The organism is Peribacillus sp. NPDC096540 (assembly GCF_050278525.1).
In the GTDB taxonomy this organism is placed as follows: domain Bacteria; phylum Bacillota; class Bacilli; order Bacillales; family DSM-1321; genus Peribacillus.
The window spans coordinates 1-26,147 of the sequence record NZ_JBNNTG010000016.1 but is presented as its reverse complement, the minus strand read 5'-3'; the positions used below and the strand labels follow the sequence as shown (position 1 = coordinate 26,147).

The window sequence follows — 26,147 nt, the reverse complement described above, 5'->3', positions numbered from 1 at the left end:
ATGATTATCCTTCTTTTCTCATATTTTCATTTACTTCAAGACTTAAAGCCTTTTCCAAATTAATTAACACGAGCAGGCGATTTTCAATTTTAGCCACGCCGCTAATGTATTCAGACGCTGAATGACCAACAACTTCCGGCTGCGGTTCGATACTATCAACTGGTATATCCAATACATCGTTTGCAGAGTCTACTATTAACCCCACTTCCATATCATCTAAAATGACAATGATAATCCTTGTAGAATCGTTGTATTCTATCTCTTCAAAACCAAAACGGACCCGTAAATCAATAATTGGGGTAATTACACCCCTCAGATTGATGACTCCCTTAACAAACTGAACAGCCTTAGGAACTCTTGTTATATGCAAAAGTTTTTCAATTCCACTAACTTTATCAACTGGTATGGCATATTCTTTATCTTTAATTTGAAATATAATTACTTTCATTTCTTGAACGAAATTTGTAGTCGACATTTATTTCCCTCCTCGCATAACCACGGTTAAATCTACTGACCATTTCCTACCTATTTCTCTATGGTCAATGAATCAAAGTGTTGCAATCTATGATCAAAGCTACTTGACCATCACCTAATATCGTTGCCCCAGATATCGCAAAAGCGGATGTTAAATAATTCCCAAGAGATTTCAAGACGATTTCGAGTTGCCCGATAAATGAATCCACAACTAATCCTGCCAATTTATCGCCTTTTCTGACAACAACCACAGAGAGAAATTCCTCTTCTTCCTGATAGACAGGTACTTCGAAAATTTCCTTCAGGTACAGGAGCGGTAGAACTTTCCCCCTGAAGTCAATAACTTGTTGATTATGAGCATTCATGATATCTTCTTTTTTAATAATCGCAGTCTCTATAATAGAAGAAAGAGGGATGGCGTATTTTTCCTTTTGTATTTCAACAAGCATTACAGAAATAATCGATAATGTAAGCGGAAGTTGAATAAGGAATATAGATCCTTCGTTCTCTTTGGAATCAATCGTTACAGATCCACCCAATGACTCAATCGTATTTTTAACCACATCTAGCCCTACACCACGTCCAGATACATCTGAAATGGTTTCAGCTGTTGAGAATCCTGAAGCAAAAATTAATTCATAGATTTGCTTATCTGTTAAAGTAGTAGCAGCTTCCTTTGTCAAAATTCCATTGGAAAAGGCCTTGTTCAAGACAAGATCTTTATTTATTCCCGCTCCATCATCTTCAATTTCGATGAAAACATGGTTGCCGCTGTGATACGCCTTTAAAAGGATTTTCCCTTCTTCATTTTTCCCTTTCGCTAGACGTTCTTCAGGTGTTTCAATTCCGTGATCCATCGCATTTCTTATTAAATGGACGAGAGGATCACCAATTTCATCTATAACCGTACGATCAAGTTCTGTTTCAGCTCCGATGATTTCCAAATCTACTTTCTTATTCAAATCCCTTGCTAATTGACGAACCATTTTAGGGAAACGATTGAATACGTTTTCTACAGGTACCATCCGCATATTCAACACAATTGTTTGCAAATCACTGGTTATCCGGGACATTCTTTCCACTGTTTCATGCAGTTCCTGATTATCCAAATCGTTTGAAATTTGATCGAGTCTACCTCTATCAATTACAAGTTCCTCAAATAGATTCATTAATATATCAAGCCGCTCGATATTTACCCGAATAGTCTTACTTGAGGCCGGCTTAACAGATGCCTGCTTTTTAGTCTCCTTATTCTCACTTAAAAGCAAGGGGCTCCTTTCTTGTGCATGGGTATCCACTGAAGCTTTCTTTTCCTCCTTAGCATTGGCAGTGTGTCGTAGGTCGTCAAGATTAAGAGCATTTATATCAACATTTTCCACTTCTGAAACCTTCATGGTTTTTTTATGAAGCTCTTCACTCGATTCTTTTGTTACTACTGTAACAGTAAACTTCTGATCAAACTGTTCTTCCTCCAAAAGCTCAACTGGTGGATTGGACTTAATTACTTCACCTGATTTTTCCAACACCTCATATACCATAAATACCCTTGCTGCTTTTAAAAGACAGTCTTCACGCAAATCTATCGAAATTTCATAGCTGTCGAATCCTTGTTCTTTGGACTGCTGCAGGACGGTCAATTCAAATTCATCGTACTCAACGCTTGTCACTTCTTCCTTTTCAAGAACGGTAGTCGCAACTGCAGTCTCTGCGATAGAAGAGAAAACAGGCGACTCCCCTTTTTCAATCAATTGCAGCTGATGAACAACATTATTCACATCTCTTTTTCCATCGCCACCTACAGCAATAGACATGACAATTGCTTCTAAATCATCAACGGCTAAAAATATCACATCAAACAATTCAGGGGTAAGAATAATTTGACTGTTTCGAATCGCATCTAATACATTTTCCATTTTGTGGGTCAAGTTCGCTAAATCCTCATACCCCATAGTGGCCGACATCCCTTTTAAAGTATGAGCGGAACGAAAGATTTCGTTAACAATTGAAAGGTCTTCAGGGTTTTTCTCAAGTACCAACAGCTGTTCACTGCACGTTTGAAGATGTTCTTTACTTTCTTCAATAAATACCTCTAGATATTGATTCATATCCATACAATCTCCACCTCCACGTCTTAACAATAGCTAATAATTGTGCTTGCTATTGTTTCTAAATCCTCTATGCTATCTATCAAGTTGGTAGCAATCGCCGCTTTCGGCATTCCAAAAACGATTGATGTCTTCTGTGACTCTGCGATCGCTTTTAAGGGACCAGTTTGATTCAACTTAATAATCCCACTTGAACCATCCATCCCCATCCCGGTCATGATGACAGCTATTTTCGCAATATCAGTTATTTCACTTACTGATTCAAACAACACATCTACAGACGGGCGGTGGCCGCTACGCAGTTCAGATTGATCCAAAAGTACTGCAATGCTCATCCCAACTTTTCTCACTTTCAGATGAAAACCTCCAGGGGCGATATAAGCAACTCCTTTTTGGATCAGTTCCCCATCCTCTGCTTCCTTCACTTGAATCCTGCATAGTGAATTTAGACGGTCAGCCAAGGATTTTGTAAAACCAGGGGGCATATGCTGGACAACAAGAATAGGTGCCTCAATTGTTTCTGGAAGTCCTGTTAATACTGTCTGAAGAGCCCTTGGTCCTCCTGTCGATGTACCAATGACTATAATTTTTTTATTTCCATAGGACCAGTTATTTATGTTTTTTTCATTTTTCAACATTTCCCTTGTACCTTTTTTACTATACTTCCTCCAAAATGATGGATTCTCTTCAATATTCATAGCTTTTTTTTGTAGTTTGTGAATATTCGCACGGCTAGCCGCCATAACTTTTTCAAACCCGTTCTTCCTTAATTTTATGTAAATCCAGTGAAATGGCACCTAATGGTTTAGCCACAAAGTCAATGGCTCTACTCTACATAGAAGCAAATGCATTTTCCATTCTTTCTTTAAGTCGTGCTTGATAACATGACTTTAGCAGTTGGACATTCATCCATAATCCGCTTCTCTCTGTTCATAACAGGAATCTTTATTTCTAAGGTATCGAACTTCTCAAATACGCAGAATCATCCAACAATCAGCACTTTTACTTTAGCCATTTAAGGAGACTTACTTTCCAAGCAGATATCTCTTCATATTCCTAAGGAAGTTGCTTTTTTGTATAGTCAATTCTTCACCAAATGAATGACTTGTATATCTCGATGTAATGTCCAAAAGAGCTTTAGATACATTAGCTTCAGAATCAAAAAGGATAAAGGGTATTTGTCTTGATACAGCTTTGGAAACAGTTCTATCGTCCGGCAGGTAACCAAGTGATACACTTTCCAGACCCAAAAATTTCTTAAGCGCATTTTGAAGCCTCATAATCGTTTCTTTGCCTTCCTTATTTGTGAAAACCCTATTACAAACCAGAAAATACGGAATTTCTTTATTGACGGAATGTAAGCATTTCATTGTAGAGTAAGCATCCATTACGGAAGTCGGTTCAGGGGTTGTAATAACGATTAACTCATCAACACATAACAGAAATTTAGCCGAGTCCTGGGTGATACCTGCCCCCATATCAAACAAAATATAATCATAATTAGCCAACAGCAAACTAAATTCTTCATTAAACCGCATAAACTTGTTTTCATCGAGTGAAAAGTGGCTTGTCAGCCCTGTTCCACCTGTAATGATTGAAATACTTTCTGGACCTGTCGTCATAATATCTGTCAAACTACGACCACTTTCAAAGAAATCAACGATACTGTAAGATGAATGTTCACCAATCAAAATATCTATATTTCCCATCCCTATGTCCATATCGAACAACAGGACCTTTTTTCCTTGTTTAGATAAAGCAATGGAAAAGTTCAATGAAAAGTTAGATTTTCCGACACCACCTTTACCACTTAAAATGGCAATAGTTTTAGCCATTGAACGATTTTGGTGGGTTTCCAGTCTTCTTCGTAAGTTCTCAGCTTGATCTTTCATATTTTTTAGCTCCAAAAGCTGTTTTCAATAGTTGTGATGATGTAGCTTTTTCAATATCATCTGGTACATTCTGTCCATTTGTAATATAAGCGGCTCCTAAATTATGAGCGTATATAAAATTAAATATAGCTCCGAAAGTAGATGTCTCGTCAGCTTTTGTAAAAATGACCTGTTTAATTGGTATGGTCGCAAACTGCCGATAAATATCTTCCATATCCTTTTGCTTCGAAGTTAATGACAAAACTAAATAGGTTTCCATCTCATCTGTAAAATCAATGATTTCACTAAGGTCTTTAACATACTGTGGATTGCGAAAATTCCTTCCAGCAGTATCTATAAATACATTGTCATAATGAGAAAACTTTTCTGTTGCTTTTTTAAAATCTTCTAAATTATACGCTACTTCAATCGGAACATTTAAAATCTTTGCATACGTCTTAAGCTGATCTATTGCTGCAATCCTGTATGTATCTGTCGTAATGAAAGCCACTTTCTTACCATGCCTCAGCATGGTCTCTGCTGCTACTTTAGCGAGGGTGGTTGTTTTACCAACTCCTGTTGGTCCAACAATATTAATATATTTTTTTTGCAGACCGGGTTTCCCGTTTTGAACCTTCTCCAATATTTCAAATAAGGCTTCTTTTAACCAACCTTGTACCTCTTCGTCAGTAGATTGTTGTTTGAAAGCAAACCATTTTTCAAGTAATTCATCCATGATTTGCGAGCGAAGCTGTAAATCCACTTCCTGCTCTGTAAGATAATCATTGATTTTCTGCAGTTTTCCCGGATAGTGTCTATCAGATGTGATTTGTATACTATTAATCATATCCTTTAAACCTTCTATTTCTTTTAATAGATCTGTACTTTCATTGTTACCTCCCTGTGTAACAGTGCTATTACTCGTTATTTCTTGAATCACTGGCAACTTTTTCATTTTTTGTTTTGTTACCATTTGGCTGGGCTGTGAAACTGGATCGCTGGCTGCAATGACTTCGATATTCCGTTTTTTGAATAATCCGAGGAAACCACCAATATAGACAGCTTTTGAACTTAAAATAATCGCATCACTGCCTAATTCTTCTCTTACTTGCTTCATAGCTTCGGCCATTGATGGTGCCATATATTTCTTTACCTTCAATCGATATTCACCACCCCTACACTTTGTACTTCTACATTCGATTCGAGTTCATTGTATGAAAGAATCGGTACATTAGGAAAATAACGTTCTGTTAACTGCCTGGCGTACATCCGCACTGCTGGAGAACAAAGTAGGATTGGTTGATGTTCCATTAACGTCAGCTCATCCAATTTGGCCGCAATTGCCTCCAATATGGACTGAGATATATTGGGATCTAGTGATAAAAAGTTACCATGTTCGGTTTGTTGTACTCCATCTGCAATGGTTTTTTCTACTTTTCCCGATAATGTGATGACTTTTATTCGATTTTCTCCTACGATAAAGGTATTAGTAATCTGCCTGGCTAAATTCTGCCGTACATATTCAGTAAGCAAATCTGTATCCGTCGACAACTTACCATAATCAGCAAGTGTTTCAAAAATGATTGATAAGTTCCTTATAGAAACTTTTTCCTTTAACAATTTTGCCAATACCTTTTGTACATCACCTATCGACAAGGGATTCGGGGTGACTTCTTCTACAAGAATTGGTGATGATTCACCTAGATGATCAATCAATTGTTTCGTTTCCTGCCTGCCCAAAAGCTCATGAGCATTCGCTTTTATGACTTCCGTCAAATGTGTGGATACAACACTTGGAGGATCTACAACTGTATAGCCCATCATCTCTGCATGCTCTTTCATATCATCCGTAATCCATTTGGCTGGTAGACCAAATGATGGTTCTATCGTATCGATTCCATCTATTGAATCGTCTTCTATTCCTGGACTCATTGCCAAAAAGTGATTCAGAAGCAATTCCCCTTTTGCAATTTCATTTCCCTTAATTTTTAGTCGATATTCATTAGGGTTCAACTGGATATTATCTCGAATTCTAACGACTGGAATGACAAGCCCCATTTCAATTGCCAGTTGTCGGCGGATCATGACGACACGATCTAGTAAGTCTCCCCCTTGATTGGCATCAGCAAGTGGAATTAGTCCATATCCAAACTCGAATTCGATTGGATCGACACTCAAAAGGTTAACAATGCTTTCTGGACTTTTCATTTCATCGGTTTCCAACACTTCTTCCATTTCTTGTATTTGGATTTCATCCGGCTGTGGTATCCTAGAAATCGTATACCCACCAACGACTAATAACGCAGCAATAGGTAACGTAAATATATCCGAAATTGGAGTGAATAATCCTAGCAGAAAAATTGTTGCTGCAGTAAAGTAAAGCATCTTTGGAAATTGAAATAACTGTTTAACAATATCTGATCCAAGATTACCATTCGAGGCTGCCCGGGTTACGACTATTCCTGTTGCTGTTGAAATTAATAAGGCAGGCACTTGACTGACAATTCCATCTCCAACAGATAACATGGAAAAATGAACAGCAGATTCTCCAAAACTCATATCCAATTGCATGACGCCAATAATCATTCCAAAAATCAAATTGATGATGACAATGATAATACCGGCGATGGCGTCTCCTTTAACAAACTTACTAGCTCCGTCCATGGATCCATAAAAGTCAGCTTCATTGCTGATTTTTTCTCGTCTGGTGCGTGCTTCATTTTCTGAGATCATCCCAGCATTCAAATCAGCATCAATGGCCATCTGTTTCCCAGGCATCGCATCTAGCGTAAATCTTGCTGCCACTTCTGACACCCGTTCCGAACCTTTCGTGATGACGATGAAATTAATGATAACCAAAATGATAAATACAACTAAACCTACAAGCACGTTCCCTCCAACTACAAACGAGCCAAAGGTTTCGACTACTCCGCCAGCATCACCATAGGTCAAAATGGCACGAGTCGTCGACACATTCAAACCCAGCCTGAATAATGTCAGTAAAAGGAGCAAGGATGGAAATATTGAAAATTCCAACGGCTCTTTCATATTCATCGTGGTCAATAGAACCAACAGCGCAAGAGATATATTTAACAGAAGTAAAATACTTAACAACCATGTTGGTAATGGAATGACCAACATGGCAACAATCATAATAACGCTCGATATGACAACTAAATCTCTTGCTCGCATGTTCTTCTCTCCTAACTAGCGGGTCACATTTTACTTCTTTAAAGCTTGCCTTTCGTTTTATAAACAAAGGCGAGTATTTCAGCGACTGCCTTAAAAAATTCCTCAGGAATCGCATGGCCTATTTCCGCTTGATCATATAAAGACCTTGCCAAAGGCCGGTTTTCCACCATGATCACATCGTTTTCTTTAGCAATATATTTAATTTTCTGAGCTACAAAATCAACGCCTTTTGCCACTACAAACGGAGCCTCCGCCTTATTTTCATCATATTTTAAAGCAATCGCAAAATGAGTCGGGTTTGTAATGACGACATCCGCATTTGGCACTTCCTGCATCATTCTCTGCGCTGCCATCTGCCTTTGCTTTTGCTTAATCTTTGATTTAATTAACGGGTCGCCCTCGGAATTTTTATATTCATCCTTAATATCCTGTTTGGACATCCGGATGTTTTTTTCAAAGTCATATTTTTGATATAAATAGTCTAATAGAGCAATGAACAATAAAGCCACGGCAGCATAATACCCTACTTTTATCGTAATATCTGCCATTGTTGCCATTGCTTCTTCCACAGAAATCTGGGATAAAATCATAATCTCGTCCATTCGCTGCCAAAGTACATAAAAGGCAACTAGACCTACAAATGATATTTTAAGAATGGATTTCAATAATTCAACAATGGCCCTCAAGGAAAAAATACGTTTGAATCCTTTAATAGGATCCAATTTTTCAAGCTTAAACTGAATTGACTCAGTAGAAAACATAAACCCAATTTGCATCACATTAGCCAAAATTCCAGCAACCACCGCTGCTGTAAAAACAGGACCGAGGACAAGCCCCATCTCCTTCAAAACCTCTATCATGGTAATTTGTATATTATCCTCACTTAAACCTGCAATCGTAAAGTGTTGCAAATAATCTTTCATGAGACCGAGCAGATGATTGTACATATAAGGTCCCATCATCAATAGCACCGAAAACACAGCAATTAAATTCACAGAGGTATTTACATCCTGACTTTTAGCTACCTGTCCTTTTTTCTTCGAATCCTGACGTTTTTTTGGAGTCGCCTTTTCCGTTTTTTCACCAGCGAAAAACTGTAAATCCAGCTGAATCCACACCATGTTATACGCCTCCGATCAGCTGCATTAACTGACGCATCGTCACAAGTAAGAAATTAAAAAGTTGGGAAACAACCGCCATCATCATCCCCATGACTATCACTATAACCGCTAAGCCTGCTATAATTTTCACTGGAATTCCAACAACAAATACATTTAATTGTGGAACTGTCCTTGCCAGAATTCCAAGCGTGACATCCACTAAAAAAATGCTTCCTACTACTGGAATAGACATTTGAAACGCAATCATGAATGCCTTACTAAATGCTTTGGCCAAGTACTCTATTAATGCTTGATCCCCCAATGGCACAAATAATTGATCAATCGGGATGAACTGATAGCTATAAAAAATCCCATCCAAAAGCAAATGATGACCGTTTGTACTTAAAAGAAATAATAAGGCAATCGTATATAGATATTGTCCCATTAATGGGCTTTGAGCCCCTGTTTGCGGGTCGATGACATTGGCAATTGAAAAACCCATTTGAAAGTCAATCAACCCACCTGCAACTTGAACCGCTGATAAAATCATATAGGCAGCAAACCCGATGAAAAGCCCTACAAGTGCTTCCTTTATGATTAATAAATAAAATGTGACATCCAAGGCTAGAACCGGCGCTTCAATGGTATAGTACATAATCCAAGCAAGGAAAATCCCAAGTCCGATTCGATGCTGTAACGGTATAGATCGATACGAAAAAATCGGCATTGCCACGAAAAAGGTTGTAACCCTGACCACTATTAATAAAAATGCAGGAAAGTACGGATATATTCCCTCCATTCTCTACCCTACAAATCGATTCAAGTTACCGAATATTTCATTTGCGTATGATAATAGATGACTAAGCATCCATGGAGCAAGGAAAATAAGTGCCAATAAGACAGCCACAATTTTCGGAACGAAGGCCAAGGTTTGTTCCTGTATCTGTGTGGTCGCCTGAAAGATGCTTACTAATAGCCCGACAACAAGAGCTATTAACATCAAGGGTCCTGCGATAATCAATACCATATAAATTCCTTTTTCTGCTACATCAATAACAAACTCTGCGCTCATTTTTTCTCACCTGCTTAAAAACTCTGTAATAAAGACTTCACTACTAAATACCAACCGTCAACAAGAATGAAGAGGAGGATTTTAAACGGCAAGGAAATCATGACTGGTGGTAACATCATCATCCCCATCGACATCAGGACACTTGCAACAACCATATCAATAACCAGAAATGGAATAAAAATCATAAACCCTATTTGGAAGGCTGTTTTGATTTCACTAATTGCAAAAGCTGGTACAAATGCGGTCAAGGGAATATCCTGTATCGTTTCCGGCTTATCGGCCTTGGCATATTCTAGAAATAAGGCCAGGTCCTTCTGCCTTGTATGGGCACTCATAAATTCCTTAAAAGGAATCGCAGTCTGCTCATACGCCTCTTCTAAATCTATTTCTTCATTAAATAGAGGAGTTAATGCTTTTTCGTTCACTTCCTGAAAAGTCGGCGCCATTACAAAAAATGTCATAAAAAGAGCTAGACCAACCAGGACCTGATTCGGCGGCATCTGTTGTGTAGCAAGCGACGTTCTCACAAAACTGAGGACAATAATGATTCTTGTAAAGCATGTCATTAAAATCAAAATGCTTGGAGCAAGCGATAAAACAGTCATCAGAAGAACAAGCTTGACGGAAGTAGAGACATTAGTGGGATCGCTGTTATTAAAAAACTCCATAAACTCATTCATTGTCTCTTCCTTTCCTTTCAAGCTCATTTAACAACTTCTTCCTACTATCAGATATCTGATCGAGCTGATTTTTGAACTCTGAGGAAAAACTATTAGTTTCAATTTCTCTTTTTTTCAACCACTTATTTTTCAATTTCGATGCAAATTCTCCTGGCTGAATCATTTGATCCGCTTTTTCGTTGTAATCTTTTAATAGCTGTTCATATTCCTCGGGATTATCTATTTCCTTCAAGAGCTGTATGTTTTCGCCAACACCCACTACTAATATTCGACCGCCCACTTTAACAAGCTGAACCGACCGATTTGCTCCAAGGCTTGTGCCGCCTAAATTCTCTACCGAATTTGCTTTTTGATACGATTTACTTTTTTTATTAATGAACTTTAATATGATATATAAAAGCCCCACCACAAAAATGGTCGCAAAGATCATCCTAAGAAACTCCCAAATCGTTATCCCCACTTTTTCGGTATTTGAAGCTTGTTTGCTAGCTTGGAAGTCTTTTGATTTACCTGTTTTCAAATCATCTGACTGTTCATAAACATCCTTCACTGTTTTATCAAGATCTTCCGCACTAGCCTGAATGGCCCCTGAGAAGAAAACTGCTATCATAAGTGAGACCTGAAGCCATTTTTTAATAAAAAACAATATGAAGACACCCTCTTACTTGATTAACTTAATGCTTTATTTATGGCTTCCAATACCCGGTCTGCCTGAAATGGCTTCACGATAAAGTCTTTTGCCCCCGCCTGGATTGCATCAATAACCATTGCTTGTTGCCCCATTGCAGAACACATTATGACCTTCGCTTGCGGATTTACCTTTTTAATTTCTTTTAATGCTGTGATTCCATCCATTTCAGGCATAGTAATATCCATTGTTACAAGATCCGGATGCGTTTCTCTATATTTGTCCACAGCTTGAGCACCATCTGCTGCCTCTCCAACAATTTCAAAACCATTTTTAGAAAGGATATCTTTTATCATCATTCTCATAAATGCTGCATCGTCAACAATTAAAATTCTATTTGCCATTATTGTGTCCCCCAAATTTATCTAAGTTTTTTTAATCTATCGCTCTGACTCATAATGTCCGTAACACGAACTCCAAAGTTTTCATCAATCACAACAACCTCACCTTTTGCAATTAAGCGGCTGTTCACCAGGATATCCACCGGTTCACCAGCTAATTTATCCAATTCAATTATTGAACCAGATGACAGCTCTAGAATATCTTTGACAGAGCGCTTTGTTCTCCCAAGCTCTACGGTTACTTGCAATGGGATATCCATCAGTATGCTAAGATTTTTCGTTTCAGACTCTTGAAGCTGATACGGCTGAAAACTGGAAAAACTGGCTGGCTGAACATTTACCGGTTGTCCTGTTGGAACGGATGAAACTCCAAAATGTTGTGGTTCATTTGGTATTTTGTATGTCGGCTGTGTTTGGTAACCACTTTGTCCATAATTCTCATTTGTCGGCTGATTCGATACAGGATTTTGGAACGGGACCTGCTCTTTAGAAGCATTACTCTGTGTTGGATTGGTTTGTAACTGCTCCATTTTATTTTCATTGGCTTCACTTGTTCCATTTAATAGTTCACAGACTAACCCTTTTGCAAATTCTAAAGGCAACAGTTGCATAATGTTGGAATCAATTAATGTACCCACACGTAAACGGAAAGAGATTTTTGCAAATAAATCCTCATCCGGTATTGCATTTTCACCTTCACCATTTAAAAAGTTCAGTAAATCGATGCTTGGTGGTGAAATATCTACCTTTTTACTGAAAATGGTTGACATCGATGTAGCAGCCGAACCCATCATTTGGTTCATTGCTTCCTGAACCGCACTTAGTTGAATTTCACCTAGCATTTCTGAAGGATTCAAACCATCACCGCCAAGCATCAAATCGGCAATGATCGCCGCATCACTTTGTTTGATGACAAGCATATTAATACCTGTAAAACCTTCTGTATATTGCACTTGGATGGCAACATAGGGATGCGGGAATTCTTTCGCAATCTTGCCCCTTTCAATTAATGTAACTGTCGGGGTAGTGATATCCACTTTCTGATTTAACAAAGTAGATAAAGCAGTGGCGGAACTCCCGAAAGAGATATTCCCAATTTCACCGAGCGCGTCCAGTTCCATCATTGATAAATAATCTTCTATCGAAAGAGAGTTCACCTCATCTTCTATATCACTTGTACCTTTTAAAAGGGCATCTATCTCGTCTTGTGAAAGCATTTCATCACGTATCATTTTCGTCTCCCCCTTTCAAAATATCAAGAATCTGGATGGCGTGTTTATTACCTACTTTGCCTGGTTGTCCAATATATTTTGGAATTCCCCCTACCTTTATTGTTAAAGGTTCATCGATTGAATGATTTAAATCGATGACATCACCTACATCAAGCAGAAGGAAATCCTGGATAGCAATATCCGTAGTTCCTAGTTCGGAAATAATTGAAAGATCTGCATTCCTAATACGGTTTTCCAAAACCTTGATTTCCTCAGGAATTCTTTCTTTTTGGGAATTTTCCATCCAGTAGTGAGCAGATAACTTCGGTATGATTGGTTCTAAAACGACGTGAGGAATACAAATGTTAATCATTCCGCTCGTTTCACCGATTTGCGTATTAAGAGATATGACTACAACTGTGTCATTTGGTGAAACCAATTGTAAAAATTGCGGATTCACCTCAAACTCTGTCATTACCGGTTCGATATCAACAATCGTTCCCCAAGCTTCTTGTAAATTTTCAAAAGCCTTTTCAAATAAATTCGACATGATCTTTGTTTCTATTTCAGTTAAACTGTCGACTTTATTAATGCTGATGCCACGCCCTCCCAAAACTCTGTCCATCATGGAATAAGCGATATTCGGGTTGACCTCAAGAATGATGCGACCATCCAGAGGCGGTACCTCAAACACATTCAAAATGGTCATCTTAGGTATCGAACGTATAAACTCTTCATATGGAATTTGATCTGCAGATGCTACGGATATTTGAATATATGTCCTTAGCTGAGCAGAAAAATAAGTTGTCAGCAATCTTGCAAAGTTCTCGTGTATCCTAGTCAAACTACGGATTTGATCCTTTGAAAACCGAAGTGCTCTTTTAAAGTCGTACACTTTCACTCTTTTTTCTACTTCTTCTTTCTTTAAATCATCTGCATCCATTTCACCTGTAGAAATGGCCGATAACAAAGCATCGATTTCATTTTGCGATAATATTTCCCCGGACATTAGCACTCACCTCCAAAGCTTCCCCTTCTTATTTAATGAAGCAAGGATGTCCTTATTGAAGGATCAAGGAGGTTATATAAACCTTTTCAACTTTTCCTTCTTCCATTAATTCATTAATTCTAGTCTTTAACGTAATCTGAAGTTTTTCCTTGCCCTTTTTACCAGTTAATTCTGTGGCTTTCATTTCGGACAGCTCGGTAATAATAATGTTTTTCACCTGAAAACTTCTTTTCTCCAACTCTGCTTTTGATTTTTTATTTTCTGTTTGGACCATAAATGAGATTTTGATATAATCATTACCTGAAAGATTCGTTGTAATCTCAGGAATTTCAACAGATGATATGATAATTTCATCTATTGAGGGTTTACCCTCTGCAGATGTGGGGTCAGATAACTTTGTAACAACCACGACCGCTATTACGCCAACAAGAGTAATTGCCACCAGTATAATCAACATAATCGTCAATAGCTTTTTCTTCATTACCTTTCCTCCTCATCATTACGAAATCCGAGAACATTCACGGTACGATAAAATTGTATAATAGCTTGAATTATTTCTTCTTCCTTTTCGAGCACCACGATTTTCTTCCCATTTGTAAAAGTAATTGTCGTATCCGGCAGCGTTTCGACCGTATCTATGTACAATGCATTGATATGAAAGGTTTTGCCATTCAGTCTTTTGACTTTAATAATAATATTTAGGAGCCAGAGTAAATAAGCACCTGGCTCCTCCCTCCCTTAACTTATCGTTTTAAGTTAACCAGCTCTTGTAAAATTTCATCCGACGTCGTGATAATTCTTGAATTCGATTGAAATCCACGTTGCGCGACGATCATTTCCGTAAATTCTTCTGATAAATCGACGTTGGACATCTCCAAAGAACCTGAAGCAATTGTTCCGCGTCCCTCACCTGCGACATTGATGTTTGCTGTACCTGAGTTTATCGATTCTTGGAATATATTCCCTCCTGTTTTAGTCAATCCGGATGCATTTGAAAACTTGGCAATAGCCAGTTGACCCAAAGTCACAATTTTCCCATTTGAGTATATACCGCTAATTTCACCTGATGGCCCAAAATTAAAGCTTTCCAGTTTCCCTTCTTTATTCCCATTCGGATTGACCATAGCTGTAGTTGTTCCATTAACTTGGGTGAGAGTAGAGAAATCGAAATCTAGTTTTATTTTTTTACTATCATCACTGTCATCATCTTTACTAATAGCAATGGATAGGTTAACATCGCTTTTCACATCGCATTTACCATCCGTAAAACTAAGAGTAGTTACTGGCTTTAGCTCAGAGTCCGAAGTTGGATCCTGATCATAAACTCCCCAGTTATTCTCACCAGTTTTCTTGAAATAAATAGTTGTTGTTTGTTCTTTTCCTTTTTCATCGACGACTTTTATTTGCTGGCTGAATACCGAACCCTCAATTGCGTCCGCTGCCAAGTTTTCACTTACGGTTACTTTTGTAGTTGTTACAGCAGGTAAAACCGCATTAACGTTTACAGTTACATCTCCGATTGTTTTTGATGGTTTTCCGTTTGCATCAACCTTGTAGGCTTGCACTTTCAGTCCATTAGAATTTACAAGCGTACCATTATCATCTAAATAGAAGTTTCCAGCACGTGTATAAGATAAAACATCTCCTTCTTTGACGACGAAATAACCATCTCCAGATATACCTAAATCAAGATCGCGTCCAGTAGTTTGCAGGCTTGATTGAGTATGAATAGTGTCAATTGTTGCGATAGTTGATCCCAATCCAATCTGCTTTGAGTTGGTACCACCTTTATTTGCTGTCGCGGCACTAGCACCAGATATCGTTTGGTTCATTGTATCGCTGAATGTTACGCGACTTTTTTTGAAACCATAGGTGTTGACATTAGCCACGTTATTTCCAATAACATCTAATTTTGTTTGTAAGTTCTTCAATCCGCTAATTCCTGAGTACATTGAACGAAGCATTAAAAACTCCCCTTTCATTTAGCGACTGCTTCTGTCATTCCACAGCCTAGGCTTCCTATACTAGGTGTGGCCTATTAATCCAATAGTATGTTTCCATTAATATTCGTAAATATTTGAGACGAAGCTTCCTCTCTATCCACGACAGTAATGACATTGTTATTTTTCGTGCTGATTACGAGTGCCGCGTTATCGATGATAATAAGTGATTCTGTCACACCCATCTTTTTGGCCTCATTTGCTTTATCGGCTATTTTGTCCCAAGTTTGTTGCTCTATTACTATTTTCCTTTGATCCATCCGCATTTTGGCATGTTTACTAGTTTGTCAGCTTTTCATTAGTAGATATGGCTTCTTGAAAATGATTTTGAAATCCTTGTTGGACCAATTGCCTTTGTCTCAAGGGTGTTTTTGTTAGTGGAATCATCTAAGTGGAATTTGCTTGAAAACCGAGTTTATACATTTTCCCGCTCCTTAAGCACTAGCGATTTTGATCAATTGCTCTAATGATAGTTTTGTGCCACTTTCATCATCCACTTCTAACTGCACCTTGCCTTTAATCATGGATACTGATGAAACAACGGCAGAAAGTTCTCCATTTTCTTCATCATTCCATGTGACACGTTTGCCTATTAATTCACTTGCATTAGTCAAGCTGTTAGATGTCGTGCTTGATTGTTTCATTGCCGAAATATTTGCTGGTTGAAGTTTTGTGCCATCTTCTAAAATGAAGTAAACATTGTCACCTTTATATTGAATCGATTCCACGATACCTACACCTTCTTCTATCGCAAGGTTTTCATTGCTTTCACCCAATTTATGCCAAGTGACTTCCTTACCAACAAAAGAGTTATAGTTCATTAAACTATTTTGTTGGTTTAACCCAATTAGTTCATCTATTTGGGATCCTATATTCATCATTTGTTCCAAAGAAGAAAACGTGGCCATTTGGGCTATAAATTCTGTATTGTCCATCGGACTGGAAGGATCTTGGTTTTGCAGCTGGGTAAGTAATAATTTCAGGAAATCATCTTTTCCGAGTGAATCGCCTGTTTTTCTAGTTTCTGTTTGATAGTTTGATAATAATAGTGACGTATCAATGGTCGCCATCTCTTCACCTACACCTCTAGATTTAACAGAGCTTCTGCAAGGGAGCCAGTAAATTCACTTTCCGCCTCATCATTGCCTTCCCTCTTATTCTCTTGTTGTCTATTATGTTCATCCGCATCTTTCTGGCTGAATTTCTCAGAGTTGAAAGTATTGAACGCCTGTGATATTTCAATTTTTTCAATTTGAATGTTTTGGCCGTTAAAGGCTTGCTTTAACCCGTAAATTTGTTTCTCCAGCATATCTTTTGCTTGCGCTGATGTGGCCAAAATTTTCGCTGTCATCATGCCATCCTTTTGAATCAACTCAATTCTAAGTGATCCTAGGTGTTCGGGATTCAATCTTATTAACAGTTTATTTATACCGTTAGCCCCTGTGAAATTTGCTTTACTCAAGATATTTTCAAACTGTTTAACAAATTCTTCCTGACTGACGGTTTGATCACCCTTAGCAGCAATCAAGACGAATTGTTCAAGCTTTGTCATTAGAAACGACATACCTGAACCTTGATAGTTACTACTATCCGCTGTTTTTAAAGTCATATCGATACTATTTTTTCCATCTTCACTTACCTTGTCGCTTCCGTTTAATTGTGAGAATGCGCTTTTCACTGTTTGCAAAGTTTTACTCTGCCCTTTTTCCAAAAAAAGCGAAAAATCAAGGTTAGTATTTGTTTTCTGCTGCTGATTAGATAGCCCTTTTTCCAGTTTTCCAGTTATCCCTTCAAGCAGATTTTTCATTTGCTTATGGATTGTCGATTCATCTTGTCTCATATCTTTATTCTCTGTAAAAAGATCGTGAAGTTTTGCCAACTTTAATAGATTCACAGTCCCCTCTAATGGGAGCTGTTTCCACTCTTCTTCACTCAACGAAGCAACCTGTTTTAGGATTGTATATAGTTCCATGACATTGGCTGATAACAGGTTTTGTAAATCCAGCTTCAAGTCTTCCGGTTCTTGTTCTAAATTGATTTCCTCTATTTTCGTAAAGAATTCTGTAAGAGTCTCTTCTTCATTAATACCGCTAAGCCTTTTTAATAACTGTAAAAGGAGGGATTTAACATCCACTTGATTGTTTACTAAAGTATCTTCAGTAACACTTTCTTCCTCAAGGTCACTTAAACTGTTAAGTTTCAAAATATCTAGTAAATCCTTTAAAGTTGACAACCCCTCATTGGAAAGATGCAAGGATTCAGTATCCAATGGACTGCCTGATTCTGCCTCTACGGCGGATTGAAGGATTGAATCAAACCCCAATTTCATCCCCTGGTTTTGCTTTAGATCCGTTTGACTTACTGATGCCAAGGGGAGTAAAGAATTAATCGCCAAATTCATATATTATTCACCTCCATTTAAGCTTCCCCTTAAGAACTTTGCTCCGTTAGTCTCTTCGTTAACCTGGCAGCATCTGCTGCTGTCATTTGCTCTAATACCTTCGCTAATGTATCAGCTTTCATACTTGCCAGGATCTTCACAGCATCTTCATCATTCATTTCTGTAATGATAGGAGCTGACTTCTTTGGTGCCATGCTTTCATAAGTGCGTATTATATCTTTGAAAGACTTATTACTCCCATCCTGACTTTCTCTAAGCTGGTTCACTTCAGACTGAAGCTGCTGTTTTTCTGCTTCAGCCTTTTCAACAGCCTTGTCTCGTGTATCAATTATTCTTTCCAGTTTCTCTATCTCTTTTTCTTTGTTTTCTATTTCGGTTTCTAACTTTGCCAATTTTCTTGAAACTTTCTTAGTGTCTTTGACTGAGTTTTCTTTTACCTCATCCTTTTGAATCAGTTCGGCGAAGGGGATTTTTGCGGACATCTCCTTAGCCTTTTCCACTACATTAACCCCCGCAACTGAAAAAACGACCATAGCTACAGTTACCGCAAAGATAAAAGGGATGAAGATGACAAGAAACCATTGAAATTTGCTTATTTTATTTTCTTTTAATTCATCTAATCCAGTAGATTCACCTTTTTTACGCATTCTATCACCTAACGCCCTTTGCATAAGAATTGCCGGATAGATATTTCATCCATTTGTTTATTCTCAGCTTCCTTTTTGACATCCAGGAATTTAAGAAACTCATTTTCTTTCATTTTCTCGTACTTTTTGACTTCAATATTTCTTTCCAATAATACTTCCTGCAGGACATTCATTTTGTAACGAGCTTCAATGACTTCCTGTTGACAATGGTTTAAGAGCTTTTCCAGATTATCCATAAATAACTGATGATGGCGAATTTCCTGAACAGATAATCCATTTCGGAGCTTTTCCTGTTGGAATTCCAGCAGGTCTTCTTTCTTTTTTAAGAGCTTATACAATTTTTCTGCTACTTCTTCAAAGGTTTTTAGAGCAGCATTATATTTAGAAAGTGCATCCCTTTTTTCTTTTTCCTTGATGGTTAGGATCTTCTCAAATTTATATTGATAAATCATTGTTAATCACCTTTCTCCATCAATTCTACGAGGTTGATAATACTCTTGTCTTTGGGTGCTTTTTCATGGGTGCCTTGCTTTAAAAATGAAATGATTTCTGGATATTGTTTAATAGAGTTATCAATTTCCTTTGAAGAACCTTTTTTATAGGCTCCTATATTAATCAAATCTTCAGACTCAATATAGGTTGATAAACATGCTCGTAAGTTTTCTGCTGACCTTTTATGCCTGTCCTCAACAATATTGTTCATGACACGACTTATACTCTTTAGAACATTGAGAGCCGGAAACTGTCCTTTATTGGCTAAGTTTCTGTCTAAGATGAAATGACCGTCCAATATTCCCCTGACTGCATCGGCAATTGGTTCATTCATATCATCACCGTCGACAAGAACCGTATAAAAAGCTGTAATGGATCCTAACTGATTTGTGCCTGTTCTTTCTAGTAGTCTTGGAAGGATTGCGAAAACGGATGGCGTATAGCCTTTTGTGGTGGGTGGCTCGCCGACAGCAAGGCCAATCTCCCTTTGGGCCATCGCAACCCTTGTGACGGAGTCCATCATTAGCATCACGTTCAATCCTTTGTCACGAAAATATTCTGCAATGGCAGTAGCCGTCAAAGCACCTTTAATTCTCATCAACGCTGGCTGATCAGAAGTCGCTACAACAACAATTGATCTGGCTAACCCTTCCGGACCAAGATCTTTCTCAATGAATTCACGCACTTCTCGACCACGTTCACCAACAAGGCCAATCACGTTTAAGTCAGCCGTGGTATTCCGTGCTACCATGCCAAGCAAAGTACTTTTTCCAACACCGCTCCCAGCAAAGATGCCAACACGTTGGCCTTTCCCTACTGTTAATAAACTATCAATCACACGTACACCTACATCAATCGGTTCATCAATCGGAGGCCTTTCCATGGGGCTGGGTGGATCTTGATCCACCGGAACCGTAGCAAGTCCTTTTGGAAGCACCGAATCGTCGATTGGATGTCCTAAAGGATCGACAACCTTTCCTATTAATCCACTGCCTACCTTTATCTCAAGGCTTCGTCCGCTTCCTTCAACAATACATCCTGGTCCAATATCACTTACCGCTGTAAACGGCATTAAAATGACCATTTCATCACGAAAACCGACAACTTCCGCTAATATTTTCTTTTTCTTTTTTTGTATACCTGTATAGATATAACAAACGTCGCCTACAGAGCTTTCAGGGCCTTGGGATTCTATCATTAACCCTACGACACGTTTGACCCGTCCATAGTGTTTAAATGGATCGACTTCATCAACTAAGGGTAAGAGATCCTTCGCTTTCATCTTTACTCACCTTCCAGCAACTCAGTTAGTTTCATTTTAATTTCATGTAGCTGACTATCAACGCTGGCATCTATTCTTCCATTCTCCGACTCGATGATACAACTAGTTTCATCTAGATCATCATCCGGATAGATATACAATTCTGTATCTTTTGGAAAGATTGAAATCAACTCTTCCTTATGAGTAAGAATCGATTGGTATTGAACCGGATGAATATGCAGCTGCACTTCCTGGTAATCCCTCGCTTCTTTAATGGCTTTCTTGACGATGGATAAAAAAGACTCTTCATTATTTTCAAGCTGGCGGCCAATAACTTTCCCAGCCACTTTCATAGCAAGATCCAAAATAACTAATTCAGATGATTCGATATGTTGCTGATAATCTTTTTTAGAGGACTTTACCACTTCCTTTGCAAAAGCAATCTCCCCTGCAACCTCGTTATAGCCCTTTTGGATTCCATCTTCGATTCCTTGCTGATACCCTTCTTTTTGAGCCTGTTCGATATACATTATTTTTTCTTGCTTCTCCCAGTGTTCGCGGGCTTGCAAGACTTCATCGACAACCTCTTTGGCTTTTTGTTTTGCTTCTATTAATAGAGACTCTGCCTCCTGCTTAGCTAGGTTTAGGAATTCATCTGATTGAAAATGATGAACGATTTCCCCCTCATCCTCACTTTCTGTTTCAAGAGAGTCCAAACGGCGAATTTTTATCGCTATCTTTTTGCTTTTCTCCTGATGTGCTTGGTGGGACTTAATAATTCTAGACAATAATGTCATCCCCTCCGCCGCGGGCGATCACAATCTCGCCCGTTTCTTCAAGGCGGCGAACAACAGCAACAATTCTGGATTGTGCTTCTTCTACATCACGCAAACGTACAGGACCCATATATTCCATTTCTTCCTGGAACGTTTCGACCATTCGTTTCGACATGTTACGGAAAACGATTTCCTTCACCTCATCGCTTGCCACTTTAAGGGAAAGTTTGAGATCTTCGTTTTCAGATTCCCGTACAACACGCTGAATGGCTCTTCCATCAAGAGTCACGATATCTTCAAAGACAAACATCCGTTTCTTGATTTCTTCTGCAAGTTCTGGATCTTGGGTTTCAAGTGCATCTAAGATAGTTCTTTCTGTTGAGCGGTCAACTCCGTTCAATACTTCAACAACCGCTTCGACTCCGCCAGTCTGGGTATAATCCTGGGTCACAGTTGCAGATAGTTTTCTTTCTAATATCTGTTCTACTTCATTAATGATCTCCGGTGAAGTGCTATCCATTAAAGCGATCCTTCTGGCAATATCAGCCTGCACCTCTTGCGGAAGTTCAGACAAAATATGGCCTGCCTGTGTTGGATCAAGATAAGATAAAATTAAGGCAATCGTCTGCGGATGCTCATTTTGGATAAAATTCAATATCTGTCCAGGATCCGCCTTCCTTGCAAAGTCGAATGGACGAACTTGTAAGGAAGATGTTAAGCGGTTTATGATTGCCGCCGCCTGATCAGTCCCTAACGCCTTTTCAAGAACCTGCTTCGCGTATCCAATCCCACCCTGTGATATGTAATCCTGTGCTAAAGCTATATTATGAAATTCCTCTAAAATTTCTTCTTTGTCCTGCGAATCTACTTTTCTAACTCCCGAAATTTCAAGAGTCAATCTCTCAATTTCCTCTTCAGAAAGATGCTTATATACGGATGCAGAAACATCCGGTCCTAAGGAAATAAGGAGGATTGCAGCTTTCTGTTTGCCAGTCAATCCTGCCTTTTTTTTTCTTTCTGTCACTTGCACAGCCTCCTAGCCTAATCTTCTGCTATCCAACTTCTTAATAATTTTGCAAATTCATCCGGCTTTTCTTTTGCCAGTTTCTCAAGTTGTTTTCTTTTTAACGATGCCTCTGTTTCCTTTTCTTTATTTAAATCTGGAACCTCGAATACGACTTCTTCCCCTTCCTCCACGTATTCCTCTTCCATTTCTGATTGCCTTCTTGAGCGGAAAAATAAGAATACTAGAATGATAATGACTACTAATAATATTCCACCTACAATGTAAATCCAAATGGGCATTGAAGAACTCGTTCCATCTTCTGGTATCGTCATTTTTCCGTTAAAAGGCTGAACGGAAATCGCAATCTTCTTATCTAGCTCATCGTCTGTCAGTTCTTCCCCTGCAGCTTTTTTTTCAATTGTCGTACGGATTATTGTGCTAAGGATTTGGGTAATATCATCTACACTCTGCTGAGATAAGGAGTTCGGATCATCTGCAGTAGGAGGCTCAACCATTACCTGGATACCTAAATCCTTTACTTTGTATGGACTTTCCACTATTTCTTTCTTGATTCGGTTCACTTCACTATTTATTGTTTCATCAACTTTTTCATAATCACCGGATCCGTTTGTTTCCTCTTTATAACTAGATCCTAATGCATCAGAGGAATCCTCACTTTGCGGAATGCCACCAGCCCCAGCTGCATCCCCACTATACGATTCATTGATTCTTTGCGCAGAAATCTCAATTCCTGCCATATTTTCTTCATCCACCGGTTCAACTATATTCTCTTCCCTATTTTCCTGAGTGAAATCAATGTCTGTTGTGACAGAAACGACCACTTTATCTCTGCCCATTTTTGTTCCTAACATGTTTTGTACTTGTCTTTGAATATCGCGTTCAATTTCTTTTTTTATTTCGTTTTGTGTAACAAAAGTAGACGCGAAATTAGTATTTTGATTTTCAAGGTCATAATACTCAAATTCTTGGTTCATAATGACGATATTATCTGTAGGCAGGTTCGGAACACTTTTTGATACAAGATGATAAAGTGATTTAATTTGATTTTCTTCAAATTTATAGCCGGATTTCGTATTCAAAACAATTGATGCTGACGCTTCACCAGCTGTATCACTTACAAAAACCCCTTTATCAGGAAGTGTAATCATCACACTTGCATCTTCAACCCCGTCAATCTTCTTTATTAAATTGGCTAGTTCCGTCTGCATCGAGTCCAATTTAATAACATTGAATTCATTTTCGGTCATTCCGATACCAGCGCTCTGACTAAAAAATGAATAGTCGATGCTTCCAGAGTCCGGGATTCCTTCAGCTGCAAGCTCCACTTTGAGTGTATCCAATCTTTCTTCAGGAACTTTAATCGTTTTACCATTGTCTGAAATTTCGTTCTTTATTCCTTGACTATCTAAATTCTCTTTAATACTTCCCGTTTCTGATGGTGTTAAATTAGAATATAAGGGAACCAGTGTTGTACGGGAGGCCAAAATCGAGACAACCATAATGACGATGATAATCAATGCCGTTGAACCAATCATCATGACTTTTTGTTTTTTACTGCGGCTAGTCCAGAAAACAGTTATTTTATTTTTAAAATTCACTAGTACATCATTCATTTAAATCCCCCGGTCAGTCTATGAATTTATGAGAGGGGATATTTTTTTCCCCCTGGCCATTTTTCTTTATATTAATGAGGTTTTAAAAATGAATGCTATATACTCATTCTCATCATTTCCTGATAGGCTTCAACCACCTTATTCCGGACCTCTAGTGTAGCCTGCATGGTAACGCTGGCTTTTTGTGATGCAATCATCACTGAATGAAGCTCAACATCTTCTCCGTTAACCAGTTTATTTGTCAGATTATCTGATGCAACTTGAGTTTCATTAACTTTATTCAGCGATTCTTTTAATACGGACGCAAAATTTTGCTGTGCTTCGTATGGTGTATTTGTCTTACTCTGTTCATTTTTCAATACATTAAATACACTGCTCCCTGCCGAAAGAGAAATCCCCTCCATATCTCCACTCTCCATTCAAGATTATTTGCCGATTTCCAATGCTTTCATCATCATTCCCTTTGATGCATTTAAAACTGTCACATTTGCTTCGTATGAACGGGTTACACTCATTAAGTCGACCATCTCCCTAAGTGGATCAACGTTTGGCATTTCTACATATCCATCATCATTGGCATCGGGGTGTTCTGGATTGTAATCCAACTCAAAAGGCGTTTCATCTTTTACTATTCCCGTAACCTTTACACCATTTCCAATCCCACTGTTTTTCCCAGTGGCTGCATTTAAGAAGCTTGAAAAACTGCCTTCCTTACTTTGTAGCACAACTGATTTTCTTGTGTATGGTTTCCACTCCTTGGTTTCTGCATCATATTCCGCTCTGGTCGTATCTGAATTCGCCATATTAGAAGAAATCACATCCATCCTTAACCTTTGACTAGTTAGGCTTGAGCTAGTCGTATTTATACTTTGGAAAATCCCCATTACTTACCTCCCCTAATTACAGTTTCCAATGATTTGAATTTACCTGAAAGCCGATCGGAAACTGCATTATAATAAATTTGATTTGCAGCAAGGTCAGTCATTTCTTTATCAATGTCCACACTATTTCCATTATTGTTATATTGCGCATTCCTCTGCGTCACGATTGAAGAAGATCCACTGCCCTCTGATTTAAAATTAAGATGTCTTTCATCGGTACGGTATGACTGGATGGAAGATTCTAGCTCAGCTTGAAAGGACTGTTTTTTGGGGACCTCTTTAGCTTTATAATTCGGAGTATCAGTGTTCGCTATGTTCTGTGAAATAACTTTTTGTTTTGTATTAGAATAATTCAGAGCGTTTTCTAGCGATCGAAAAGTATTTGAAAATAATTCCATATTATTACTTGCCTCTTTCCATTTTAAACAGATAATAACTTTAGATTTAATTTAACCCAACCTGTTCATGGTTTAATTTTAAAGAAACATAATAACTATGTCCACAGACAACTTTAGTACTTTAGCCCTATTAAAGTCGAAAAATGTCACAATTTGCTCAAATTTACTGTTTTTCTTAGTATAATTCCAGGTCTGTTATAACGTTTTGTTACATTTTATCAAATTTTTCGACAATTAAACCAAAATTTATCTCTAATTACTTATTTATCATATCGAAAAACAAATCTATATACCTGATACTTTAGAACTAATTTTTGATATTTGTTCATAAGTATTATTTTCAATCTACCTTTTTAGCCTTGTTTTATAAAGGTTTCTTTAAAATTCTATATTGAAATCTTTTTTAAAAAAACGAAAATATTTTTAAGAAAATTACATTCGACAAATTCCGCATCATTATTTCATAATTAAGACACATATAAACACTACTTATACCAAATAACAATTTGCATAAGAAGGCAGGGGATTTATTACAAATTCTTTTTTTATTATCAATATAGTTATAGTAATATAATTACTCTTTTTAAGAAGAATTTAACTATATTTCCTGTGGAATCAGAATAATATTTCAATACTCACCTTTCAAATTTAGGTTTTCAATTAAATGCCTCTTTTTTTCTTGGATAACGAATCTTGTCTAGCTTGGAAGTTCTATCTAGCTGTCGTTCAAATTACATACAAAAAAGGCAGCCTTTTTCAAGGACTGCCTACAGTTTTTTTTGTTTTAAAATGGAAGTATTAAAACTTGAGGTAATGAGGATGCTTTCTAAACATGATTCTATTCAGCGAGATCAGCTTGAAATGATTACTTTAGATCAACTGGTGCCAGCGAACCATTTGGTTCGAAA

29 protein-coding genes and 1 pseudogene are annotated in these 26,147 nt (G+C 37.9%); 1 reads left to right on the top strand and 29 read right to left on the bottom strand.

The annotated features are described in order from the left end of the window. Positions 1-4: 4 nt before the first annotated feature. From ACQKMR_RS14885 to flgB, 29 genes and pseudogenes are all read right to left on the bottom strand, one after another. Entirely contained in the window at positions 5-475 is a 471-nt protein-coding gene (locus ACQKMR_RS14885) for a chemotaxis protein CheW (RefSeq protein WP_427697990.1), read from the bottom strand. A gap of 64 nt (positions 476-539) precedes the next feature. Continuing rightward, positions 540-2,585 carry a chemotaxis protein CheW gene (locus ACQKMR_RS14880; RefSeq protein WP_427697989.1) on the bottom strand — a complete coding sequence of 682 codons (2,046 nt, stop codon included), beginning with the start codon at positions 2,583-2,585 and terminating at the stop codon, positions 540-542. Between the two features lie 20 nt (positions 2,586-2,605). Further along, positions 2,606-3,322, bottom strand: coding sequence for a CheB methylesterase domain-containing protein (locus tag ACQKMR_RS14875; protein ID WP_427697988.1), 717 nt, complete (start codon positions 3,320-3,322; stop codon positions 2,606-2,608). A 282-nt stretch (positions 3,323-3,604) separates the two neighbouring features. Then, a complete protein-coding gene (locus tag ACQKMR_RS14870; RefSeq protein WP_427697987.1) occupies positions 3,605-4,471 on the bottom strand; it encodes a MinD/ParA family protein in 867 nt (288 codons plus the stop codon). Next, complete coding sequence (gene flhF / locus ACQKMR_RS14865; protein WP_427697986.1) at positions 4,455-5,609, bottom strand: flagellar biosynthesis protein FlhF; 1,155 nt, start codon at positions 5,607-5,609, stop codon at positions 4,455-4,457. The genes ACQKMR_RS14870 and flhF overlap by 17 nt, the downstream gene beginning before the upstream one ends. Then, on the bottom strand, positions 5,606-7,642 hold the full coding sequence (flhA, locus tag ACQKMR_RS14860) for a flagellar biosynthesis protein FlhA (RefSeq protein WP_427697985.1): 2,037 nt from the start codon (positions 7,640-7,642) through the stop codon (positions 5,606-5,608). The genes flhF and flhA overlap by 4 nt, the downstream gene beginning before the upstream one ends. A gap of 38 nt (positions 7,643-7,680) precedes the next feature. Continuing rightward, positions 7,681-8,760, bottom strand: coding sequence for a flagellar biosynthesis protein FlhB (flhB, locus tag ACQKMR_RS14855; protein WP_427698051.1), 1,080 nt, complete (start codon positions 8,758-8,760; stop codon positions 7,681-7,683). Positions 8,761-8,764: 4 nt separating this feature from the next. Next, a complete protein-coding gene (fliR, locus tag ACQKMR_RS14850) occupies positions 8,765-9,541 on the bottom strand; it encodes a flagellar biosynthetic protein FliR (protein ID WP_427697984.1) in 777 nt (258 codons plus the stop codon). A 3-nt stretch (positions 9,542-9,544) separates the two neighbouring features. Further along, positions 9,545-9,814: a flagellar biosynthesis protein FliQ gene (fliQ, locus tag ACQKMR_RS14845; RefSeq protein ID WP_427697983.1), complete on the bottom strand. Its 270-nt coding sequence runs from the start codon at positions 9,812-9,814 to the stop codon at positions 9,545-9,547. Between the two features lie 14 nt (positions 9,815-9,828). After that, entirely contained in the window at positions 9,829-10,494 is a 666-nt protein-coding gene (gene fliP, locus ACQKMR_RS14840) for a flagellar type III secretion system pore protein FliP (protein WP_427698050.1), read from the bottom strand. Then, positions 10,487-11,140, bottom strand: a complete 654-nt coding sequence (locus ACQKMR_RS14835; protein ID WP_427697982.1) for a flagellar biosynthetic protein FliO — start codon at positions 11,138-11,140, stop codon at positions 10,487-10,489. Before ACQKMR_RS14835 ends, fliP begins: the two co-directional genes overlap by 8 nt. 23 nt (positions 11,141-11,163) lie before the next feature. After that, positions 11,164-11,526 carry a response regulator gene (locus tag ACQKMR_RS14830; RefSeq protein ID WP_427697981.1) on the bottom strand — a complete coding sequence of 121 codons (363 nt, stop codon included), beginning with the start codon at positions 11,524-11,526 and terminating at the stop codon, positions 11,164-11,166. Between the two features lie 17 nt (positions 11,527-11,543). Next, complete coding sequence (gene fliY, locus ACQKMR_RS14825) at positions 11,544-12,755, bottom strand: flagellar motor switch phosphatase FliY (protein WP_427697980.1); 1,212 nt, start codon at positions 12,753-12,755, stop codon at positions 11,544-11,546. Then, on the bottom strand, positions 12,745-13,743 hold the full coding sequence (fliM, locus tag ACQKMR_RS14820) for a flagellar motor switch protein FliM (protein ID WP_427697979.1): 999 nt from the start codon (positions 13,741-13,743) through the stop codon (positions 12,745-12,747). The genes fliY and fliM overlap by 11 nt, the downstream gene beginning before the upstream one ends. A gap of 52 nt (positions 13,744-13,795) precedes the next feature. Then, positions 13,796-14,224 (bottom strand): flagellar basal body-associated protein FliL, encoded by a 429-nt coding sequence (gene fliL / locus ACQKMR_RS14815; RefSeq protein ID WP_427697978.1) that lies wholly within the window; start codon positions 14,222-14,224, stop codon positions 13,796-13,798. Beyond that, positions 14,224-14,388, bottom strand: a complete 165-nt coding sequence (locus ACQKMR_RS14810) for a flagellar FlbD family protein (RefSeq protein WP_427697977.1) — start codon at positions 14,386-14,388, stop codon at positions 14,224-14,226. Before ACQKMR_RS14810 ends, fliL begins: the two co-directional genes overlap by 1 nt. Before the next feature lie 98 nt (positions 14,389-14,486). Continuing rightward, the gene (gene flgF, locus ACQKMR_RS14805; protein ID WP_427697976.1) at positions 14,487-15,707 is read right to left on the bottom strand and encodes a flagellar basal-body rod protein FlgF; all 1,221 of its coding nucleotides are present in this window, start codon (positions 15,705-15,707) and stop codon (positions 14,487-14,489) included. Between the two features lie 74 nt (positions 15,708-15,781). After that, positions 15,782-16,015: pseudogene (locus ACQKMR_RS14800) on the bottom strand (TIGR02530 family flagellar biosynthesis protein); the annotation flags it as partial. Between the two features lie 162 nt (positions 16,016-16,177). Continuing rightward, entirely contained in the window at positions 16,178-16,813 is a 636-nt protein-coding gene (flgD, locus tag ACQKMR_RS14795; protein WP_427697975.1) for a flagellar hook assembly protein FlgD, read from the bottom strand. A gap of 8 nt (positions 16,814-16,821) precedes the next feature. Beyond that, positions 16,822-18,144: a flagellar hook-length control protein FliK gene (locus ACQKMR_RS14790; RefSeq protein ID WP_427697974.1), complete on the bottom strand. Its 1,323-nt coding sequence runs from the start codon at positions 18,142-18,144 to the stop codon at positions 16,822-16,824. Positions 18,145-18,173: 29 nt separating this feature from the next. Beyond that, positions 18,174-18,791: a MotE family protein gene (locus ACQKMR_RS14785; protein ID WP_427697973.1), complete on the bottom strand. Its 618-nt coding sequence runs from the start codon at positions 18,789-18,791 to the stop codon at positions 18,174-18,176. 8 nt (positions 18,792-18,799) lie between these two features. Further along, the gene (gene fliJ, locus ACQKMR_RS14780; protein WP_427697972.1) at positions 18,800-19,243 is read right to left on the bottom strand and encodes a flagellar export protein FliJ; all 444 of its coding nucleotides are present in this window, start codon (positions 19,241-19,243) and stop codon (positions 18,800-18,802) included. A 2-nt stretch (positions 19,244-19,245) separates the two neighbouring features. Beyond that, positions 19,246-20,565 carry a flagellar protein export ATPase FliI gene (fliI, locus tag ACQKMR_RS14775; protein WP_427697971.1) on the bottom strand — a complete coding sequence of 440 codons (1,320 nt, stop codon included), beginning with the start codon at positions 20,563-20,565 and terminating at the stop codon, positions 19,246-19,248. A 2-nt stretch (positions 20,566-20,567) separates the two neighbouring features. After that, positions 20,568-21,341, bottom strand: coding sequence for a flagellar assembly protein FliH (gene fliH, locus ACQKMR_RS14770; protein WP_427697970.1), 774 nt, complete (start codon positions 21,339-21,341; stop codon positions 20,568-20,570). Continuing rightward, positions 21,325-22,344, bottom strand: coding sequence for a flagellar motor switch protein FliG (gene fliG / locus ACQKMR_RS14765; RefSeq protein ID WP_427697969.1), 1,020 nt, complete (start codon positions 22,342-22,344; stop codon positions 21,325-21,327). The genes fliH and fliG overlap by 17 nt, the downstream gene beginning before the upstream one ends. Positions 22,345-22,361: 17 nt before the next feature. Next, positions 22,362-23,960, bottom strand: a complete 1,599-nt coding sequence (gene fliF, locus ACQKMR_RS14760) for a flagellar basal-body MS-ring/collar protein FliF (RefSeq protein WP_427697968.1) — start codon at positions 23,958-23,960, stop codon at positions 22,362-22,364. Positions 23,961-24,055: 95 nt separating this feature from the next. Further along, positions 24,056-24,364: a flagellar hook-basal body complex protein FliE gene (gene fliE, locus ACQKMR_RS14755; protein WP_427697967.1), complete on the bottom strand. Its 309-nt coding sequence runs from the start codon at positions 24,362-24,364 to the stop codon at positions 24,056-24,058. 21 nt (positions 24,365-24,385) lie between these two features. Further along, positions 24,386-24,844: a flagellar basal body rod protein FlgC gene (gene flgC, locus ACQKMR_RS14750; RefSeq protein WP_427697966.1), complete on the bottom strand. Its 459-nt coding sequence runs from the start codon at positions 24,842-24,844 to the stop codon at positions 24,386-24,388. Further along, positions 24,844-25,239, bottom strand: coding sequence for a flagellar basal body rod protein FlgB (flgB, locus tag ACQKMR_RS14745; RefSeq protein ID WP_427697965.1), 396 nt, complete (start codon positions 25,237-25,239; stop codon positions 24,844-24,846). The genes flgC and flgB overlap by 1 nt, the downstream gene beginning before the upstream one ends. Positions 25,240-25,932: 693 nt before the next feature. On the opposite strand from flgB, the gene ACQKMR_RS14740 reads away from it, so the two are divergent. Beyond that, on the top strand, positions 25,933-26,147 hold a 215-nt coding region (locus ACQKMR_RS14740), incomplete at its 3' end, for a hypothetical protein (protein ID WP_427697964.1).

Coding starts and splice junctions, on each gene's coding strand:
- flhA (WP_427697985.1), bottom strand. CDS start 7,642: ATGCGAGCAAGAGATTTAGTTGTCATATCGAGCGTTATTATGATTGTT.
- fliL (WP_427697978.1), bottom strand. CDS start 14,224: ATGAAGAAAAAGCTATTGACGATTATGTTGATTATACTGGTGGCAATT.
- fliI (WP_427697971.1), bottom strand. CDS start 20,565: ATGAAAGCGAAGGATCTCTTACCCTTAGTTGATGAAGTCGATCCATTT.
- fliF (WP_427697968.1), bottom strand. CDS start 23,960: ATGAATGATGTACTAGTGAATTTTAAAAATAAAATAACTGTTTTCTGG.
- ACQKMR_RS14785 (WP_427697973.1), bottom strand. CDS start 18,791: ATGCGTAAAAAAGGTGAATCTACTGGATTAGATGAATTAAAAGAAAAT.
- fliY (WP_427697980.1), bottom strand. CDS start 12,755: ATGATACGTGATGAAATGCTTTCACAAGACGAGATAGATGCCCTTTTA.
- fliM (WP_427697979.1), bottom strand. CDS start 13,743: ATGTCCGGGGAAATATTATCGCAAAATGAAATCGATGCTTTGTTATCG.
- fliR (WP_427697984.1), bottom strand. CDS start 9,541: ATGGAGGGAATATATCCGTACTTTCCTGCATTTTTATTAATAGTGGTC.
- fliP (WP_427698050.1), bottom strand. CDS start 10,494: ATGAATGAGTTTATGGAGTTTTTTAATAACAGCGATCCCACTAATGTC.
- ACQKMR_RS14880 (WP_427697989.1), bottom strand. CDS start 2,585: ATGGATATGAATCAATATCTAGAGGTATTTATTGAAGAAAGTAAAGAA.
- ACQKMR_RS14830 (WP_427697981.1), bottom strand. CDS start 11,526: ATGGCAAATAGAATTTTAATTGTTGACGATGCAGCATTTATGAGAATG.
- ACQKMR_RS14870 (WP_427697987.1), bottom strand. CDS start 4,471: ATGAAAGATCAAGCTGAGAACTTACGAAGAAGACTGGAAACCCACCAA.
- flgD (WP_427697975.1), bottom strand. CDS start 16,813: ATGGCGACCATTGATACGTCACTATTATTATCAAACTATCAAACAGAA.
- fliJ (WP_427697972.1), bottom strand. CDS start 19,243: ATGATTTATCAATATAAATTTGAGAAGATCCTAACCATCAAGGAAAAA.
- fliE (WP_427697967.1), bottom strand. CDS start 24,364: ATGGAGGGGATTTCTCTTTCGGCAGGGAGCAGTGTATTTAATGTATTG.
- flgC (WP_427697966.1), bottom strand. CDS start 24,844: ATGGGGATTTTCCAAAGTATAAATACGACTAGCTCAAGCCTAACTAGT.
- ACQKMR_RS14875 (WP_427697988.1), bottom strand. CDS start 3,322: ATGGCGGCTAGCCGTGCGAATATTCACAAACTACAAAAAAAAGCTATG.
- fliQ (WP_427697983.1), bottom strand. CDS start 9,814: ATGAGCGCAGAGTTTGTTATTGATGTAGCAGAAAAAGGAATTTATATG.
- fliH (WP_427697970.1), bottom strand. CDS start 21,341: ATGACATTATTGTCTAGAATTATTAAGTCCCACCAAGCACATCAGGAG.
- ACQKMR_RS14790 (WP_427697974.1), bottom strand. CDS start 18,144: ATGAATTTGGCGATTAATTCTTTACTCCCCTTGGCATCAGTAAGTCAA.
- ACQKMR_RS14885 (WP_427697990.1), bottom strand. CDS start 475: ATGTCGACTACAAATTTCGTTCAAGAAATGAAAGTAATTATATTTCAA.
- flgB (WP_427697965.1), bottom strand. CDS start 25,239: ATGGAATTATTTTCAAATACTTTTCGATCGCTAGAAAACGCTCTGAAT.
- flgF (WP_427697976.1), bottom strand. CDS start 15,707: ATGCTTCGTTCAATGTACTCAGGAATTAGCGGATTGAAGAACTTACAA.